The sequence below is a fragment of the Pedobacter sp. 05L430 genome (assembly GCF_056397585.1).
On the sequence record NZ_JBFTNT010000025.1, the window covers coordinates 40,242 to 58,457 of the forward strand.

The 18,216-nt window shown below is 40.7% G+C and carries 12 protein-coding genes; 11 read left to right on the forward strand and 1 reads right to left on the reverse strand.

Annotation, left to right across the window (positions count from 1 at the left end; genetic code table 11):
- From AC1DG9_RS07050 to AC1DG9_RS07100, 11 genes are all read left to right on the forward strand, one after another.
- Positions 1-1,719, forward strand: coding sequence for a hypothetical protein (locus AC1DG9_RS07050; protein WP_337715894.1), 1,719 nt, complete (start codon positions 1-3; stop codon positions 1,717-1,719).
- On the forward strand, positions 1,719-3,512 hold the full coding sequence (locus AC1DG9_RS07055; RefSeq protein ID WP_337715892.1) for a glycoside hydrolase family 71/99 protein: 1,794 nt from the start codon (positions 1,719-1,721) through the stop codon (positions 3,510-3,512). The genes AC1DG9_RS07050 and AC1DG9_RS07055 overlap by 1 nt, the downstream gene beginning before the upstream one ends.
- Positions 3,513-3,584: 72 nt before the next feature.
- The gene (locus AC1DG9_RS07060; protein ID WP_337715890.1) at positions 3,585-6,404 is read left to right on the forward strand and encodes a family 78 glycoside hydrolase catalytic domain; all 2,820 of its coding nucleotides are present in this window, start codon (positions 3,585-3,587) and stop codon (positions 6,402-6,404) included.
- Between the two features lie 23 nt (positions 6,405-6,427).
- Positions 6,428-7,024 carry a hypothetical protein gene (locus tag AC1DG9_RS07065; protein WP_477634453.1) on the forward strand — a complete coding sequence of 199 codons (597 nt, stop codon included), beginning with the start codon at positions 6,428-6,430 and terminating at the stop codon, positions 7,022-7,024.
- On the forward strand, positions 7,002-8,000 hold the full coding sequence (locus AC1DG9_RS07070) for an alpha-L-rhamnosidase-related protein (protein WP_477634454.1): 999 nt from the start codon (positions 7,002-7,004) through the stop codon (positions 7,998-8,000). The genes AC1DG9_RS07065 and AC1DG9_RS07070 overlap by 23 nt, the downstream gene beginning before the upstream one ends.
- A 122-nt stretch (positions 8,001-8,122) precedes the next feature.
- Positions 8,123-9,172 (forward strand): FecR family protein, encoded by a 1,050-nt coding sequence (locus tag AC1DG9_RS07075; protein ID WP_337715887.1) that lies wholly within the window; start codon positions 8,123-8,125, stop codon positions 9,170-9,172.
- 29 nt (positions 9,173-9,201) lie between these two features.
- On the forward strand, positions 9,202-12,669 hold the full coding sequence (locus tag AC1DG9_RS07080) for a SusC/RagA family TonB-linked outer membrane protein (protein ID WP_337715885.1): 3,468 nt from the start codon (positions 9,202-9,204) through the stop codon (positions 12,667-12,669).
- A gap of 23 nt (positions 12,670-12,692) precedes the next feature.
- Positions 12,693-14,282, forward strand: a complete 1,590-nt coding sequence (locus AC1DG9_RS07085; RefSeq protein WP_337715883.1) for a SusD/RagB family nutrient-binding outer membrane lipoprotein — start codon at positions 12,693-12,695, stop codon at positions 14,280-14,282.
- Between the two features lie 22 nt (positions 14,283-14,304).
- Positions 14,305-15,288, forward strand: a complete 984-nt coding sequence (locus tag AC1DG9_RS07090; RefSeq protein WP_337715881.1) for a glycosyl hydrolase family 18 protein — start codon at positions 14,305-14,307, stop codon at positions 15,286-15,288.
- Positions 15,289-15,320: 32 nt separating this feature from the next.
- Entirely contained in the window at positions 15,321-16,658 is a 1,338-nt protein-coding gene (locus AC1DG9_RS07095; RefSeq protein WP_337715879.1) for a glycosyl hydrolase family 18 protein, read from the forward strand.
- Positions 16,655-17,848, forward strand: coding sequence for a DUF5009 domain-containing protein (locus AC1DG9_RS07100; protein ID WP_477634455.1), 1,194 nt, complete (start codon positions 16,655-16,657; stop codon positions 17,846-17,848). Before AC1DG9_RS07095 ends, AC1DG9_RS07100 begins: the two co-directional genes overlap by 4 nt.
- Here AC1DG9_RS07100 and AC1DG9_RS07105 read toward each other — a convergent pair.
- A partial coding sequence (locus AC1DG9_RS07105) for an RNA polymerase sigma factor (protein ID WP_477634456.1) occupies positions 17,845-18,216 on the reverse strand: 372 nt, incomplete at its 5' end. The genes AC1DG9_RS07100 and AC1DG9_RS07105 overlap by 4 nt on opposite strands.

The following is an 18,216-nucleotide window of genomic DNA, read 5'->3' on the forward strand; positions in this document are numbered from 1 at the left end:
ATGAGGTCTGTTCACTTTATAATACTTTTTGCATTATTGGGGATTGGTTCATCAAGCGCTCAGCCGTTTGCCGGAGCTGATGATTTGGGCAGAGTTCTCCCTCAAAATAAGGAGGTGGGTAATCCTAGAAAAAAAACGGTTGCCATGTTCTACTTTTTATGGCATGAAACAGCACCACGCAAATATTGGGATCTCCATGAAATCGTGAATGCACATCCCGAAGTACTCAATGATTTTGATAATCCATATTGGGGAAGCGGGGGGATGTATTACTGGGGGCAACCCATTTATGGATATTATAGCGCAAATGATTATTGGGTACATTTAAGAAGTATTCAGTTGCTAACTGATGCTGGTGTGGATCTTCTTGTAATTGATGCAACAAACCGCTTAACTTATCCAAAACAAGCCGACGTGTTGATGAAGGCTATGAATGCAGTTCGGGCGCAGGGTAAAACCCCTCCTAAAATCGTGTTTTATACCAATACCTCATCGGGCGAGACCATGCAGGAAGCCTACAATAATTTTTATAAACCTGGTGCTCCATACCGCTACCCCGAGTGCTGGTATTTAATGGATGGTAAGCCGCTTATAATTGGAATATCTGCAGAAGCTAAGGGAAAAGATTATGAAAATACTTTCACATACAGAGAATCACAATGGCCAAACGAACCTCAAAAAACAAACAGCTGGCCATGGATTGAATTTGTAAGACCTCAAAAAACATATAAGAACGCCAAGGGAGAAACAGAAATCATCAATGTCTCAGTTGCACAGCACCCTAATCCAACGGCAGGAATGGGTGGTTCGGCATTTTACGGTAATAAAGACAATTGGGGTAGGAGCTATCATAATGGGTCACCCGGAAATCCTGCAACAGATGTAATTTATGGTTACAATTTTCAGGAGCAATGGGACTATGCTATAAAACAAAACACGCCTTTTGTGTATGTTACAGGTTGGAATGAGTGGATAGCCGGAAAATTTCCTAGTAGAGATAACAACCCGGAACACTCATGGTTTTGTGATCAGGCAAGCCCAGAATATAGCAGAGATATCGAGCCTTCGCTTACTGCCGGTTTAAAGGATAACTACTATATGCAATTGGTTGGCAATATAAGAAGATACAAAGGCGTAGCCGCAAATCCTTCGGCTGGCTTACCTAAAACAATTAATGGGTTCGGTGATTGGACATCAGTACAGCCCGTTTACAAGGATTATACCGGCGACACTCAGGAACGTAACCATCCAGGCACCCCGATTGAGCCTGCAATTGTTTATACCAATGCAACAGGCAGAAACGATTTTGAGCAGATGAAGATTGCGCGTGACAAAGTCAACATTTACTTTTTTGTTAAAACTGTAGCTGACATCACTTCCAATTCAGGCAGTAACTGGATGAGACTATATCTGGATACAGATCGAAGCGCCAAAACAGGCTGGAAAGGATATGATTTTAGAGTTGCAGGGGGAAGCAATTTGCAGCAATACAGAGATGGAGCCTGGAAAGATATACAGACTTTAAAATATGTAGTTAAGGGTAATCAAATGATGGTTACACTTCCAAGAATCTATCTTAAAAACGTAGCTAAACCGCTCAATTTCGAATTTAAATGGTCTGATAATATGCAGAACGATAACGATCCGTTAGACTGGTATCTAAATGGCGACACAGCACCGGGTGGCCGTTTTAATTTCATATATAGCGCTACCAATTGATGATGGGTTTAAAAAAAATCTTCTTATCGGGATTGATTTGTATCTCCTTTTATCAGACTGAAGCTCAAGTTTCATCATCAAATGCTGATACATGGGTAGCAAAAGATGCGCTTGGCCGCACTATTGAGCCAGCAAAATATAAAACTCCACGTAAAGATAAGTATGCAGGAATATTCTATTTCATATGGCAGGGAGCTCACGGCTATGATCAGCATAAAGGAGGTGCTGCTGATGGTGGGGTGATGCCCAAAACACCAGGGGATACGGTTAGCCCATATGACATTACCAAGCTTTTAAAGGCCAATCCAACTGACCCTAAATATGGACCAATTCACGCTTTTCACCATTGGGGTGAACCTTATTTTGGGTATTACCTTGCCGATGATGAATGGGTGATCCGTAAACACGCACAAATGTTATCTGATGCTGGTATTGATGTAATTATTCTTGATGTAACCAATGCCGCTATTTATCTGCCGCAGGTTACAAAGATTGCCAATACTTACCTTAAAATGCGTGCCGAAGGATTAAGCACCCCATCTATTTCCTTTATTGTAAATAGTGTGCCCAAGCAAACGGTTAATAACCTTTATGAGCAGATTTATAAAAAAGGATTGTTTAGTAACCTTTGGTTTTTGTGGAAAGGAAAACCCCTGTTGTTGTGCCCGCCAGAGGCAGTTACACCCGAAATTAAAAATTTCTTTACCACCCGGCATTCCTGGGCATGGAGCAAAGGCCAGCAGTGGTTTGCAGATGGTAAAGACAAATGGCCATGGCTTGATCATTACCCTCAATCTTATGGCTGGCACGATTCAAAAGATAAAGCTGAACAGGTAACCGTTTCTATTGCACAACACCCGATGTCGAACATTGGCAGAAGCTTTCATAATGGTAAAGAGCCAGAAATATTTTCGACCGAAAAAGGACTTTACTTTGAAGAACAATGGAAAAGAGCCCTTGAGGTAGATCCTGAATTTGTATTTATAACCGGATGGAATGAGTGGGTGGCCATGCGCTTTAACGACGGAGCATCCAAAACCTTTTTAGGTAAGTCAATCGAAAAGGGAGAAACCTATTTTGTAGATCTTTATAATGCCGAATTTAGCAGAGATGCGGAACCTGAAAACGGCGTAACCAAAGACAATTATTATTACCAGCTGGTAGATAATGTAAGGAAGTTTAAAGGCACAGGAAAACTTCCCGTTTACAAAACCAATACATCAATGAGCATTGATGGGAAATTTAGTGATTGGAAAAAAATACCGGCGGTATATAAAGATGATAGTGGAGATACCTTCCATCGCAAACACCCAGGCTGGGGCCGAATAAATGAATATGTAAATAACACAGGTCGCAATGATATTATAGAATCCAGAATTACTTCAGATCAGCAAAATGTGTACTTCTATGTAAAAACAAAAGATCCATTAACACCATCGGATTCTCCAGATTGGATGCATTTGTTTATAGGTGTAAAAGGTGCTGCCAACCAAGGCTGGGAGGGCTTTCAATATGTAGTTAACCAGCGTGTTTTAAGTAATAATACTGCTACATTACATAACCTTAAAAAAGACTGTAGTTTAGGTAAATCATCTTCCATAAAATACAGAACAGACAAAAACGAATTGGAACTTGTTATCCCAAAAAAACAACTTGGTATTATAGGAAACGAGTTTACATTAGACTTTAAATGGGCCGATAACTCACCTGTTGACGGAAATGCCATGCATTGGCTAGACAAGGGTGATGCTGCTCCAAATGCACGGTTTGCCTACAGATATATTAAACAATAAGACCAGGTACTGGACAGTACAGGTTGCCATTCTACTGTAATTGTGGTATTTTAAAAAACCAAATGTTAACCAATGAGACGAACTAAAAATATATTTATTGCATTGCTATTTCTGTGTTTATCGGGGACCGCCTTCGCCGCCAAAATAACCGATGTAACCAGTTCCGTTGTTCCGGGAAATACGAGATGTGAATATCTGATCAACCCAAAGGGTCTGGATGAATTACAACCCCGTTTAAGCTGGACACTTACCGCAACCGATACCGCTGCTTTTGGACAAAAGCAAACTGCTTACCGGATTTTAGTTGCATCAACAGAAGGCGGACTTAAACTTAACAAAGGTGATATATGGGATTCCGGTTGGGTAAGTTCATCGCAGATGCAGCAGATAACCTACAAAGGAAGGCCGTTTGTATCTGATAAAAACTATTTTTGGAAAGTCTCGGTTAAAGACGAGAAAGGCAAAATCTCGCCTTGGAGTAAAGCCGCTCAATGGACTACGGGTTTACTTAAACCAACAGATTGGAAAGCAAAATGGATTGGCACAGATCAGATTTTTGATCCTGCCCAGCAAGATTGTAACATCTCCGATCCATGGCTTCGAAAAACCTTTACACTTAAAACAAAACCCGGAAAGGCAAACATATTTGTAGCCTCTGTAGGTTTCCATGAAATATACGTAAACGGTAAAAAAATAGGCAACGATGTTATGGCGCCAAGTGTAACAGACCATATGAAAAGGGCGCGTTACGTGGCCTACGATATTGCGCCGGAACTTAAAGCAGGTAAAAACGTAATCACCATCTGGTTAGGAACATCATGGTCTATTTTTGGACCCTACATCGTAAAAGACCGGCCAAATACCCCAATTGTAATTGCTCAGGCCGCAATTTATGCCAATAAAAACACTACACCGCTATCAAAACCTGAATTGGTAATAAGCACAGATGAAAGCTGGAAAACCCACAAGAGCCCAAATAAATTATTAGGCGTGTGGGATTCTAACAGAATGGGAGGAGAGATTTGGGATGCAAATAAAGAAGTTGCAAACTGGAACACTACCGCCTGTGATGAAACAACATGGGATAAGGCAATAACCTATCAGCCTAAGCTAGTCCTCTCTGCTCAAAAAATAGAGCCTAACCGTGTTTTTGATGAAATAAAGCCAATTGGAATTGTAGAAAGAAATGATGGGACATACCGGGTTGATATGGGTGTCAACTTTGCCGGGTGGACAGAAATTAAAGTAAAAGGTAAGCAAGGGGATACTGTGAAATTTTTATTCTCGGAAAGGGAACAATCCGATATCACTTTCAGCAACCACAGCGCTTTTGTTATTGGTAAAACAGGACAGGGAACTTTTCATAATCGATTTAATTATAGCTCAGGTCGCTGGGTTACTATTAAGGGTTTAAAAAGTAAGCCCTCACTTAATGATATCCGTGGTTGGATGGTACGTACAAATTACAAAGAAGCTACCACTTTTGAATGTTCAGACCCTTTGCAAAACTGGACATATAATACCATAAAATGGACCTTTCAAAATCTCTCAATAGGAGGGTATATTGTAGACTGCCCTCAGCGTGAAAGACTGGGCTATGGAGGCGATGCACATGCAACTTGCGAAACAGGAATGTTCAATTATCATATGGCTGCTTTCTATACCAAATGGATGGAAGACTGGAGAGATGTACAAGGAACTGAATCTCTGGTAGGAAACATGTACGACGAAAACTTTGCCCGCAAAAGCATAATGAGTGGTCGCATCATGAATAATGGTGTTCTGCCACATACTGCACCTACTTACATGGGGGGCGGTGGCCCTGCATGGGGCGGTATAGTAGTCTCTTTGCCCTGGTTTATTTATCAGCATGAAGGCGACAAAAGGGTGCTTGATAAGAATTTTGAAATGATCAAAGGCTGGCTTTCATTTTTGGATCTGAATACTAAAGATGATATGTTGGTTCGCTTTGGCGGATCATGGGATTTTTTGGGTGATTGGTTATGGCCTGGAGCCACAGCCGAAGGGATGAATAACAATAAACCCCAAACCGTTTTCTTAAACAATTGCTATAGAATATTTAACCTGCGTACGGCTGCTAAAATTGCTCGCGTACTTCATAAAGATAAAGAAGCACAACAGTGGGAAAAACAAGCAGATGTATCAAGCGCAGCAATTCACGCTAAATTTTACAATGCAGATGATCATAGTTATTCTGATAAATCAATGTCTAATCTTGCTGCGGCCTTATTGGGTGAGGTAATGCCTCAAGACTTGAAACCATTAATCATGAAGCGGCTTGAAAATGAGATTCTGGTGGTTCATAAAGGGCACATCAATGTAGGGATAACAGGCGGAGCAATGCTCTTTAAAGTATTAAGAGACGCCGGACGCGATGACCTTATTTATGCCATGACCTCGCAGACTGATTATCCGAGCTGGGGCTACATGAAAGCCAATGGTGCAACAACCATTTGGGAAATGTGGGAAAAAGACCTGCCTGGACATTCTCTATTACATAGCTCATACCTGTATCCGGGTGCCTGGTATATTGACGGAGTTGCTGGTATAAAACGCGATCCGCAGGCACCCGGATTTCAACGCTTTATCGTTCGCCCCCCACTGTTAACAGCCACGCAAATGGAATGGGCCAAAGCCAATATAGAATCGCCTGCAGGTTTAATCAAAACGGCATGGAAACGTACAGGTAATCAGCTCACCATGAACATAAACGTACCTCCTAATTGTACGGCTATACTTCAGCTACAGGAAAATGAGACAAAAAATGTAACTGATAAGTCAAACCACATTAAGGACTTAGGTTTAAAGGATGGTTTCAGATCTTTTGAGCTTACATCAGGTAACCATATTATTAAAACAGAGAAAATCTAAACAGATCATTATAAATTAAAAACATGTTACAAAAATTCTTATATCCTCTTTTTGCCATTTGTTTAATAGCCGCTAGTACACATGCACAGCCAGGCAAGAAACTAAGTAGTTCTGCTAAAGCTGATAATATTAGTCCTTTAACCAGACAATATATTTCTCCTGTAAAGATTTTATGGAAAGAAGGCCAGGTTAACAACATTGAGCAATTGTTGAAACCGGGAATTAGTCAGGCCGATCTGGCCAATCGTAACATGGCGATCTTGAAAAATGATGGCTCAGGTAAAAAAGCATCTATATTACTGGATTTTGGTAAAGAACTGCAGGGTGGATTGGAGATTGTAACCGGCATGTGGGGGCCAAAAAATGTTCCCCTTAAAATACGTGTGCGTTATGGTGAATCGGCAAGCGAAGCCATGTCTGACGTTGGTGGTCCAAAGGGTGCAACCAATGATCATGCTATCAGGGATTTTACCACATTGGCTCCCTGGTTGGGCCGAATCCAATTGGCGGAAAGCGGATTTCGCTTTGTGCGCATAGACCTTGAAGAGGAAAATGCAGAACTGCAATTGAAAGAAGTACGTGCAATTTTTACCTATCGTGATATTCCTTATATTTCCTAAAAGTTTAGATTTATCAAAGGAAACTACTCCTTTACCAGGTTGGATGAATGGGATAAGTACTTATTCTATGTGGTGGATTATTCTTCATTACGATTGGTATATGCAGAACGGAGATTTAAATTACCTGAAACAACAGAAGCAGTATTTAAATGGATTGGTAAAGCAAATAGTAGCAAAAGTTGGTGATGATAATCAGGAAAAACTGGATGGGACGCGTTTTCTGGACTGGCCATCAAGCGAAAATCCTAAGGGAATTCATGCAGGCTTGCAGGCCATGACGGTTTGGTCATTGGCTACGGCATCCAAAATAAGTAACCTTGTAGGCGATAAAGAAACCGCTGATTTATGCAACAAAACGGTGGCCAGGATGCGCAAATATATACCCGATCCTAATGGTTCAAAACAAGCGGCAGCTTTGCTTGCCATTACTGGTTTAATGCCTGCAGAGAAAGCCAATAAAGATGTACTTTCAGTTGGTGGTGCAGCAAATTTCTCTACTTTTTATGGCTACTATATGCTCGAGGCAAAAGCTAAAGCAGGGGACCATCAAGGTGCTATTGATGTAATCCGTCAGTACTGGGGTGCAATGCTCGACTTAGGAGCCACCACTTTCTGGGAAGATTTTAATATGGACTGGATAGCGAATGCTTCCCGCATAGATGAGTTAGTACCAGAAGGTAAAAAAGACGTACATGGCGATTATGGAGCATACTGTTATGTAGGTTTCAGACATAGCTTATGCCATGGATGGGCCTCGGGGCCAACAGCATGGTTAACTGAACATGTTTTAGGTGTTAAAGTAGTGGAAGCGGGTTGTAAAGCAATTAAAATAGAACCGCATTTAGGTGATTTAAAGTTTGTAGAAGGTACATACMCTACACCTTATGGTGTTTTAAAAATTAAACATACTAAACTGGCTAACGGTAAAATTAAAACGGATATAAATGCCCCTAAAGGAGTAAGGATAATTCAATAGAATTATCCTTGTTAAAATTAATGCACTCATCATCAGTTGTTTGTGTTAATTTTTAAAATTCTTTTGGTAAAAAATGGAATAGTCCCGCACTTGTGCTTATAAATCAATTATAGGCGATAAAAATGGATTATTCTTTATATACTATTGAGGACTTTCTAACCGACGAAAGTTTTGTTAAATATTGTTTGCGCGATAACCATCAGGATATTGCATTCTGGGAAAACATCCTTATCCGGTACCCGGAACTTTCGACAAAAATACACCAGGCCGAATCGCTTTTCTTTTTACTTTCTGTAAAAATTGATCCTCAGGAAAAGGAGCAGGAATTATCCAAACTTAAATCTTCTATTGAACACTTACAGACATTAGAGTCTGAACAGATACCTGCGAAAACGATTCGTTTAAAAAGCCGGACGCTTTGGTTCTCATCGGCAGCAGCAATTTTAATTGCTATAGGCGCCTATGCACTGTTGAATAGGAAGGATTATAGCACAACCATTCCTGTCTACAATGAACTTAGCACCAAAGCCACTATAAAAACAGGATATAACGAACGTAAATCTATAAGGCTGTCAGATGGAAGTACTGTGTTGATGAATAGCTTAACAACACTAAAGATAGACGACAATTACAACGAAAATAACCGGGTTTTATGGATGGATGGAGAGGCTCATTTTAGCGTTGCTAAAAATAAAGACAAACCTTTCATTGTAGTTTCAGGCAAAACAGCCACCACAGCCCTGGGCACCTCTTTTAAAATCAACAATTACAAAATGCATACTTCTACCTCTGTAATGCTCACCACTGGTAAGGTTAGTGTTGGAACTGTTAATCATCAAAAAATAATAAACAAAGTTGACCTGATTCCCGGAGAGCAGGTTGAGATTGTGGAGACTCAAAATAAATTTACAAAATCAAACTTTGAGCTGGAAAAAGTAGAGAACTGGGCAGAAAGAAAACTCGTATTCTCAATGGCTTCTTTAAAAGATATTAAATCGGTTTTAAAGGAGATCTATGGAGTTGAAATCAGAACAGAAAAACAACCTAAAAAGCCAATCGCTTTTACCGGTCAATTTAAAAATGAAAATCTTACTGATGTGCTTAATGCCATCGGATTCGCTAACCACTTTACTTACACTATAAAAAATGATACTGTAACACTGGCATTCTAAACCGCAACAACCTAACCAAACCAAACAATATGAAAAAAAACTTACCAACCTATTATTTCTTTTATGGGCTTTTATTTAAAATAAGCTTATGCGTTGTTCTAATCCTGTCAACGTCCGCATATGCACAGTCCAAAGATAAATTGTACTCATTTAAATGGAAAAACACCACCATCCTGGATGCTTTTAAACAAATAGAAAGTCAGGGACAAGTGCACTTTTCTTACAACCCACTCGATTTAAATGTAAACGCAAGGTTTGATCTGAATATCGAAAAACAGAAAATTAACGACGTTCTGGATGCCATTTCAAAAAAGGTGAGTATCAAATATCAGATCAACGGACAAACGATAATGATCCAATCTTACAAGCCGGTGGTTGTAAAAATTGAATTTACCATAACCGGAACGGTTACCGATGAAAAAAACATCCCGATTCCCGGAGTTTCTGTGATTAATGCCACGGCTAACAAAACAGTTTCAACTAATGAGAACGGGAAGTTTTCTATTGCAGCCAATAAAGGCGACATCATCAGGTTCCGGATGATGGGCTTTCAGCAAACCGGCATTGTTGCCAGTGAATCACAGAAAAATATAACTGTGGTGCTGAAAGAGGAATCGCTTGAACTGAAAGAAACAGTTGTTACCGCACTGGGTATCAAAAGAGAAGAAAGATCTTTGGGGTATGCGGTTTCTGAGGTAAATGGCGAGGGATTAAAAAAAGCAAGAGAAACAAACGTAATTAACTCTTTAGCTGGAAAGGTAGCAGGTCTTATCATTAACAGTACAGCAGGTGGGCCTGCCGGATCTTCCAGAGTGATCATTCGTGGTAATACCACAGTTACGGGCAATAACCAGCCTTTGTATGTGGTAGATGGGGTTCCAATAGATAACTCGAATTACGGAGGTACAGGATCTGAGATGTATGCTCAGGGATATGATTTCGGAGATGCAATATCTGCAATAAATCCGGACGACATTGATAAAATCAGCGTATTAAAAGGTCCCTCTGCATCGGCTTTGTACGGTGCAAGAGCCGCCAATGGAGTTATTTTGATCACAACGAAACGGGGTAAAGGCACTTCTGACCTTGGTATAGAAGTAAACAGTACTGCATCATTTGAGAATCAGCTTACTTCCTTCGATGGGTACCAGTACTTATATGGTCAAGGCCGTAATCAGACCATCAATACCTCCTCTTTACAGGCAAGAACATCAATGTTTAATAACTTTGGTGCCAGACTGGATCCTGATTTAATGGTGGTATCGTACGACGATGTGTATAGGCCTTACCAAAAGATTGGCGACAATATTGGTGGCTTTTTCAGAACCGGTACTACATTTACCAATAATGTTTCCTTCAGTAACGCCAATGAAAAATCATCTGTCAGATTTTCTGCTACTGATCTTAGAAATAACGACATCATTCCTGAAAGTGGCATTAGAAGAAATTCATTTACTTTTAATGGTACATCAAAATTTGGTTCTAAGCTCTCTCTCGAAGCCAGGGCTTTTTACATGGACGAAAATGTAAATAATCGTCCTGCTTTGGCTGATGATCCGGGGAATATTGGAAATGCTTTTATAGGACTTGCAAATAATGTAGATCAGGCATGGTTTGCAGAAACTTATAAAAACCCAGATGGTTCTTATATCGAATGGGGTGGTGGTCAGTATCGTTTAAATCCATATTGGGTAATTAACGAAATGAAGAACACAACCAAAAAGAATCGTCTGTTAGGTGCCCTGCAATTAAACTATGAAATCACCGATTGGTTAAGTATTCAAGGTCGCGGATCAACAGACCTTACCTATATCAATTTTGAAAAATTCAGTCCAAGAACTACACCGGGTGTAGTAACCGGAGCGCTGGATCAGATCAACAGAAAGCACGTAACTACAGAGGCCGATGTATTAATTACCGGGCAAAAACAGGTTACACCTTCTCTTTATCTGGCCGCCCGTTTAGGGGGTAGTATTTCGAGGGTACACAACAATGCAGACTTTATGCAGTTCACAAATCTTACTGTTCCTGATGCAATTACCCCTACAAGTTTTACCGATAAAAGTATTATCCCTGTGCCGTATAAAAAGAACTTAAACTCTGTTTATGCACTGCTTAGTGTAGGCTATAAAGGTTATCTGTACCTGGATGCAACAGTTAGAAATGATGCTTATTCTACATTGAATAAAGACTATGTTTATCCATCACTGTCTTCAAGTTTTGTCTTCTCTGATGCCTTTAAATTAAGTAAGAAAGTCTTAACGATGGGTAAATTAAGAGCGGCAATTTCTGAGGTGGCTAGTGATACCGATCCTTATTTACTGGACCTATACTATTCGGTAAATCCATTGTCTTTTAACGGAATGTCTTATGGAGGATTGAATACGGCCAGAATGCCAAATGCCAATCTGTTGCCAACCCGTACACGCTCCTGGGAAATAGGTACGGAACTAAAGTTCTTTGAAAACAGAATTGGACTTGATGTTACTTATTACAACCAAAGATCAAGAGATCAGATCAATAATGTTCCAAGTCCTTTCTCCTCAGGTTTTTCTACAAGGATGATCAATGCAGGAGTGGTTTCAAATAAAGGGATCGAGGTACTGCTTACTGCAAGTCCGGTTGCCAAGAAAGATTTTAAATGGGATGTGAGCTTTAATTTCGCCCGTAATGTCAATAAAGTTGAATCTCTGGCCGATGGTGTTCCTTTTTTAACCCTATCGGAGGCGAGATGGATGGGGGTTGCGGTAATAGCAAAACCAGGTGAAAACTATGGCTCTATCTTGTCGTTCGACTATCAGAAAGATCCCAATGGAAATGTGATACTTGACCCTACTACACTTTTGCCTCTGCAAAGCGACGAAAGACAAGTAGTTGGTAAAGGAATTTACGATTGGACAGGTGGTGTTAGCAATACGGTTTATTTCAAAAACTTTAGTTTAAGTGCACTTATCGATGTGAAGTTCGGGTCAGACCTGTTTTCAATGACTAATCTTTTTGCCGCCAGTCGTGGTAGTTTAAACACTACACTTGCCGGACGTGAAGAATGGATTGCATCGGAAGAAGAAAGACAGGCCCAGGGTTACACACTTGACCAATGGAAGGCAATAGGAAAGGTGAGGGGCTTAGTTCCTGAAGGTGTAGTGAAAGACGAGAATGGAAACTTTGTTAAAAACACAAAAGCCGTTGATCCTTCAGTTTACTGGCCACAGATCGTATCAAGCGGTGGTGTAGCCAGACCTTATATCTACTCTGGAACTTATGTTAAAATGCGTGAGATCACCTTGGGGTATACCATTCCTGAAAGAATCTCTGCTAAATGGGGAGTTAGAAATATACAGGTAGCGCTGGTAAGCCGAAATCCATTTATTCTTTTCAGCGATGTACCAAATGTAGATCCTGATTCTAATTACAATAATGGAAACGGACAGGGTCTGGAGTACGGCTCTTTGCCAACCAGACGCAGCTGGGGCTTTAATTTAAACTTTAAGTTTTAAGAGATTCATCAAGGGAGATAAACATGAAAACGAATTTAAAAAAATACGCATTCGTACTTGCCATAATGGTATTGATGCTCAGTGCCTGTAAAAAATTTGGGGATGTAAATATTGATCCTACCAGATCAAGCAATCTTGATCCTTCTTTACAGCTCACAAACGTTCAACTACGCTTCTCAGGAGATCTGGAAGTAAATGAAAAGCTGGGTCTTGTATTTACAATGCCTCTTGTACAGCAAATTGGAGGAATCTGGCTGAATAGAAATGGCCAGTTCTACGTATACGACCGAAACTACCTTTCCTCTTTATGGAATAACACGTACAACAATGATGTGGTAAATATTGTAGATGCGGTGAACCGGACTAAAAACGATCCTTTAAAAACGAATCTGAATGCCATCTGTCGTATTATGAAGGTGTATGAATTTGCCAGAATAACAGATGTGTATGGAGATATCCCATATTTTGAAGCGGGAAAAGCATTTACAGATGGAATAGTACAACCCAAGTTTGATAAACAGGAAGAAATCTACAACGACTTTTTTAAAGAACTTGCCGAGGCCTCGGCCCAACTTGATGCTTCTAAGGATGCCGTGAAAGGCGATCTTTTCTATAATGGTGGAATTGCTTCATGGAAAAAATTCGCCAATTCGCTTAGGCTAAGGTATGCCATGCGTTTGGTAAAGATTAATCCTGATAAAGCAAAAACGGAAGCTCAGGCTGCATTTGCGGCGGGTGTTTTTACCAGCAATGCGGAGATGTGTAAAATAGTTCATCAGGATGTACAAAACAGCTATATAGATATTAGAGGAAATGGCGTGTCTGCAGCTTTTTGTCAGTCTGAGGTTATTCCTCGTGTTCAGGACCCTTTCATAGAACAACTGAGAAGTACTAACGACCCTCGTCTTTCACATATGGTGAGGTATTATATTGACATTGTGAACAGACCTTTTGAACGCACAGACATCACAGATCAGGTTAAAGCGCAGATTGGTTATAACGGGGTACCTCCTAATGAGTACATTTGGGATGGCTGGATGAATCCGATCACCATTGACATACCAGGTGTTGGGCCAACTGAGGCCGTTAACAACGATCAAAAAGCGCAGCTAGCTAATTTCCTCATTCGTAACAATGCCCCTTTTCTTCACCAGACTTATGCCGAAGTTGAATTGCTACTTGCCGAAGCAACAGTAAGATGGGGCGCAACTTTTGGTGGCACAGCTGCAGAACATTATGCAAAAGGTATTGAAGCTGCAATTTCGCAGTTAAGCCTTTTCCCGGGCGGGCCTTCTATCAGCTCAACAGACATCAGCAATTTCATAAAAGGGAACAACCTGATTCCGGGAAGGGAAATTGAGATGATCAACAAACAGCTGTGGATTGCATTGCTTTTAAACGGACCGGAAGCTTACGCAAACTGGAGAAGAACAGGCTTTCCTGCCTTAGCTTCATCTACTAATTACGACTCATCCGTTCAAACCACGCCAAGAAGATTTGAATATCCAATTTTTGAACTGGAGCAAAATGCAGTGAATGCTGCTGCTGCGGTGGCTGCAATTGGGCCTGGTGGTAATACCTGGACCAACAGGGTTTGGTGGGATAAACCATAATGTTAAACCTAATTTTCATACGATGAGAAAGTCAAGAATTTTTATACAAATCATTTGCTTGTTTGCATTAGTGTCCTGTGCCAAATCAAAAGCAACAGATCAGAGTATGCCAGACAAAAAAGATAAAGGGTTTTATGTTGTTGGATATATATTTGGAAGCGGCGACCTGGATGCGGAATCAGCAAAGCTGGACTTCAGCAAGATCACACATTTGAACATTGCTTTTTTAAATCCGGATGCCAATGGATTGTTTAGTCCATCTGCAGGTTTAACGGCAGCCATAAAAAGGGCACATGACAATAAGGTAAAGGTTTTGTTCTCCATTGGAGGAGGGAATGCCCCGCAACATTTAAAGGAACTGATCAAACCAGCTAAACGTGCTGAATTGATTAAGGAACTGGTTAAGCTAACCAATACCTATAATTTTGACGGGGTAGATGTTGACCTGGAAGGAGACTTTATTGATTTGAACTATGAAGGGTTGATTGTTGAATTGTCGAGCGCCTTAAAGCCGCATAAAAAACTACTAACAGCGGCAGTAGCAACCTGGAACGGAAATGCAATATCAGATAAGGCACTGGCTTTGTTCGATCTGGTTAACATCATGTCTTATGACCAGACGGGTCCGTGGAATAAAGAAAAACCGGGCCCCCATTCAACCTATGAAGCGGCAGAAACAGACTTTGCTTATTGGAACACTTCCAGAAGCGTGCCTGCAAATAAGCTTACACTTGGCTTGCCATTTTATGGATATGGTTTTGGCCCCTCAATTCAGGAGAGCTATTCTTATGGCGATATTGTAACAGGATTTCCAGGCTCAGAGCTTGTTGATTTTGTTGTAGTGCCCAATAAGGGAACGATCTATTATAACGGATTACCAACCATAAAGAAAAAGGTCGGCTTTGCTTTGAATAAAAAAGCAGGAGGCATCATGATCTGGCAATTGCTGGGAGATGCAACAGGAGATAAATCACTTTTGTCGGCCATAAATACCTTAATCCAATAAGAGAAATTATTTAAAATAATAAAGATATTCAGATGAAAAAAATAGTATACCTTATATTTCCCCTGCTGATATTTATGCTCGGGTGTAAAAAAGACAATGATGAGGTTGGCGGAGATTTTCATCCCCGGATCTTCGACCAGGGATTGGTATTTCAGTCGCCATCCAGAATTATACAGGAAGGGCAATCGGCCGTTTATAACCGCCTGCTATTTTCCCCGGCTCCCGGAGCTAAAACAAAATTAAGCTGGAAGGTAGATGGTAAAGAGGTTTCAACAGATACTGCCTTTACATTTACCCCCACGGCAGGAGGTGAATTTGAAATTAAACTGGAAGCCACATTTAATGGACAGACTGCCACACGCCTATCTAAGGTTCTGGTTAGCCCATCCACTTATACACCAAAAGTTAGCCCATTTGTAAATATGCCTTATCTTTCTGAAAACGGGGTTTCGGCCAATGTTACCTGGGCCAATGTTTCCCATGTGGCTTTTAGCGGGGCAAGGGTGCTTCCCGATGGAGAGGTTGATTTTTCGAAGGGAAACCAGAATCAAAACATAGATGAACTTGTTGCCCGGGGCCATATGAATGGCGTTCCGGTGCTGCTGGGTGTTACTGGCCGACTGTCGGGAGTAGATGGATGGTCGTTATACAACAGTACAGATTTTGGTTTGGTGATCAGCGATGCAGCAAAAAGAGCTCATCTGGTACAAGCCCTTACTCAATATGTTGTAAACAGAAAGCTGGACGGAATAGATGTCATGATGACAGACCTAAGTAACGACGTTTACGATATCTCTGCTAAAAGTGCTCAATCCGTTGGCCCTTTCGTATCAGAGTTAAAGGCGGCATTACCAGTTGGAAGCATTGTTACCGCCACGGTAACCACAAACTATATGCATTGGGAATATACTGATCTTTCTAAAGCAGATTGGATAAATGTTCACGCATTTGAGGATGGTGCACACGTAGGCCCGGGAGCTCCTTTAGGACAGCAGTCATCACTTAGTTTTATGAATGATGGCGCAACCATCTGGCGAAATAAAGGTTTCCCTGCTAACAAAATTGTGCTAGGAATACCAGCTTTTGGTGTAAGGTATCTTGAATTAGATGGAGACGGTAATAACCTGAGCTGGGGATCTTATGATTATATGCAGTTTAAAGACATATTAGTAAAAGACCCAACGGCTGCTCAAAAAGAATTTACAGCTGTTGAAGCTAAAGGTGTATATTTCAATGGAATTCCGCTGGTAACTCAAAAAGCCAATTACATAAAAGAAAAAGGCTTTAAAGGAGCGTATCTTTGGGCAGGCGACTATGATGCAGTGGGCGAAAATTCCTTAATGAATACATTAAGCAAGATACTCAAATGACAGCTAAGCCAGGGGTAACATTATCCAGACTGATTTCTATCGATGCCTTCAGGGCAATAGTGATGATATTGATGATTTTTGTAAACGATCTGTGGACCTTAATTGACATTCCGGGTTGGCTTGAACATGTTTCGGCCGATGCCGATGGTATGGGGCTTGCCGATGTTGTATTTCCCGCTTTTTTATTTATCGTAGGCTTATCTGTGCCCTATGCAATAGAGAGCAGAAGCAAAAAGGGCGATACAAACACCACAGTATTTTTTCATATTGTAGCAAGAACGATAGCACTGTTGGTAATGGGCTTGTTCCTTGTCAATTCAGAAAGCTATGCAGATAATGCAATTTTGCCTAAGGATGTCTGGATGATTTTATTGGTAGCCGCCTTTTTTCTGATATGGATGGCCTATAAAAACCCTGAGTCATTAACCGTAAAACTGTTAAGGGCTGGGGGAGTTTTACTATTGGCTATATTGGCCGCCCTCTATAAAACAGAAACCGGCAATGGAATAACAGCTATGGGTATTCATTGGTGGGGTATACTTGGGTTAATTGGCTGGGCTTACTTCATTGCTTCCTGTGTTTATCTTTTCTCGGCCGGAAAACCCGTGATTCAGGTGCTTGCCCTTGTTTTTTTTATGCTTTTTAGCAGTGCCTCATTTCTCGACTGGCTGGGGCCAATAGAAAGCATAAAAAAGTACGTTTGKATCGCAGGGGATGGGTCAATGCCTGCATTTAGTATGGCAGGCATCATTACTTCCATTGCGTATCGAAACCTTAGTTCAGCAAATAAGAAATTCTGGATATTGATGGTTCTGTTTGCTGTTCTACTTATTGGATTTGGTTTGCTTACACGCCCTGTTTGGGGAATCTCTAAGATCAGGGCAACACCATCGTGGACGGCCATCTGCTCGGGTATAGGAATTCTTGGGTTTTTAGTAATGGTGTACATCAGTGATATCCGAAAAGTGGCGAGCTGGTATAACTACATTAAACCGGCCGGTACCAGCACACTTACCTGTTATTTGATACCCTATATCCATTATGCATTAATTGGACTACTCGGACTTTCGCAGTTACCGGAGGTCATGCGCACAGGGGTGCCAGGCTTATTTAAATCATTGATTTATGCCTTGCTAATTGTATCAGTTACAGGTTTGCTGGAAAAAAGAAATATCAGGTTAAAAATTTAGAGATCGCCCAGGATCATAAGAATAAGAATGGAAAGAAGAGAATCACGCAAAACGTTGACTGCATTATGAAGGGTATTGTAAACCGTTCTTTCTGTAAGCTCCGTTTTGTGTGAAATTTCTTTGAACGATAAACAGTCAAAATAACGTAGCTGTACAATTTCTTTTTGCCTTGGAGTAAGCTTATTCAGCGCATGCTCCAAGCGTTTTTTTAGCTGCTCATCTTCCTGGCTCGCAATCAGTATTGCTTCGTAAGAATGAACTGAAACATATTGTTCATTAAGGTCCTCCAGGTGTACAACTTTACCAGGATCCTTGCGGATTTCCTTTTGATAGGTTTTATACATAATCCTTTTATAGACGGTAAAAAC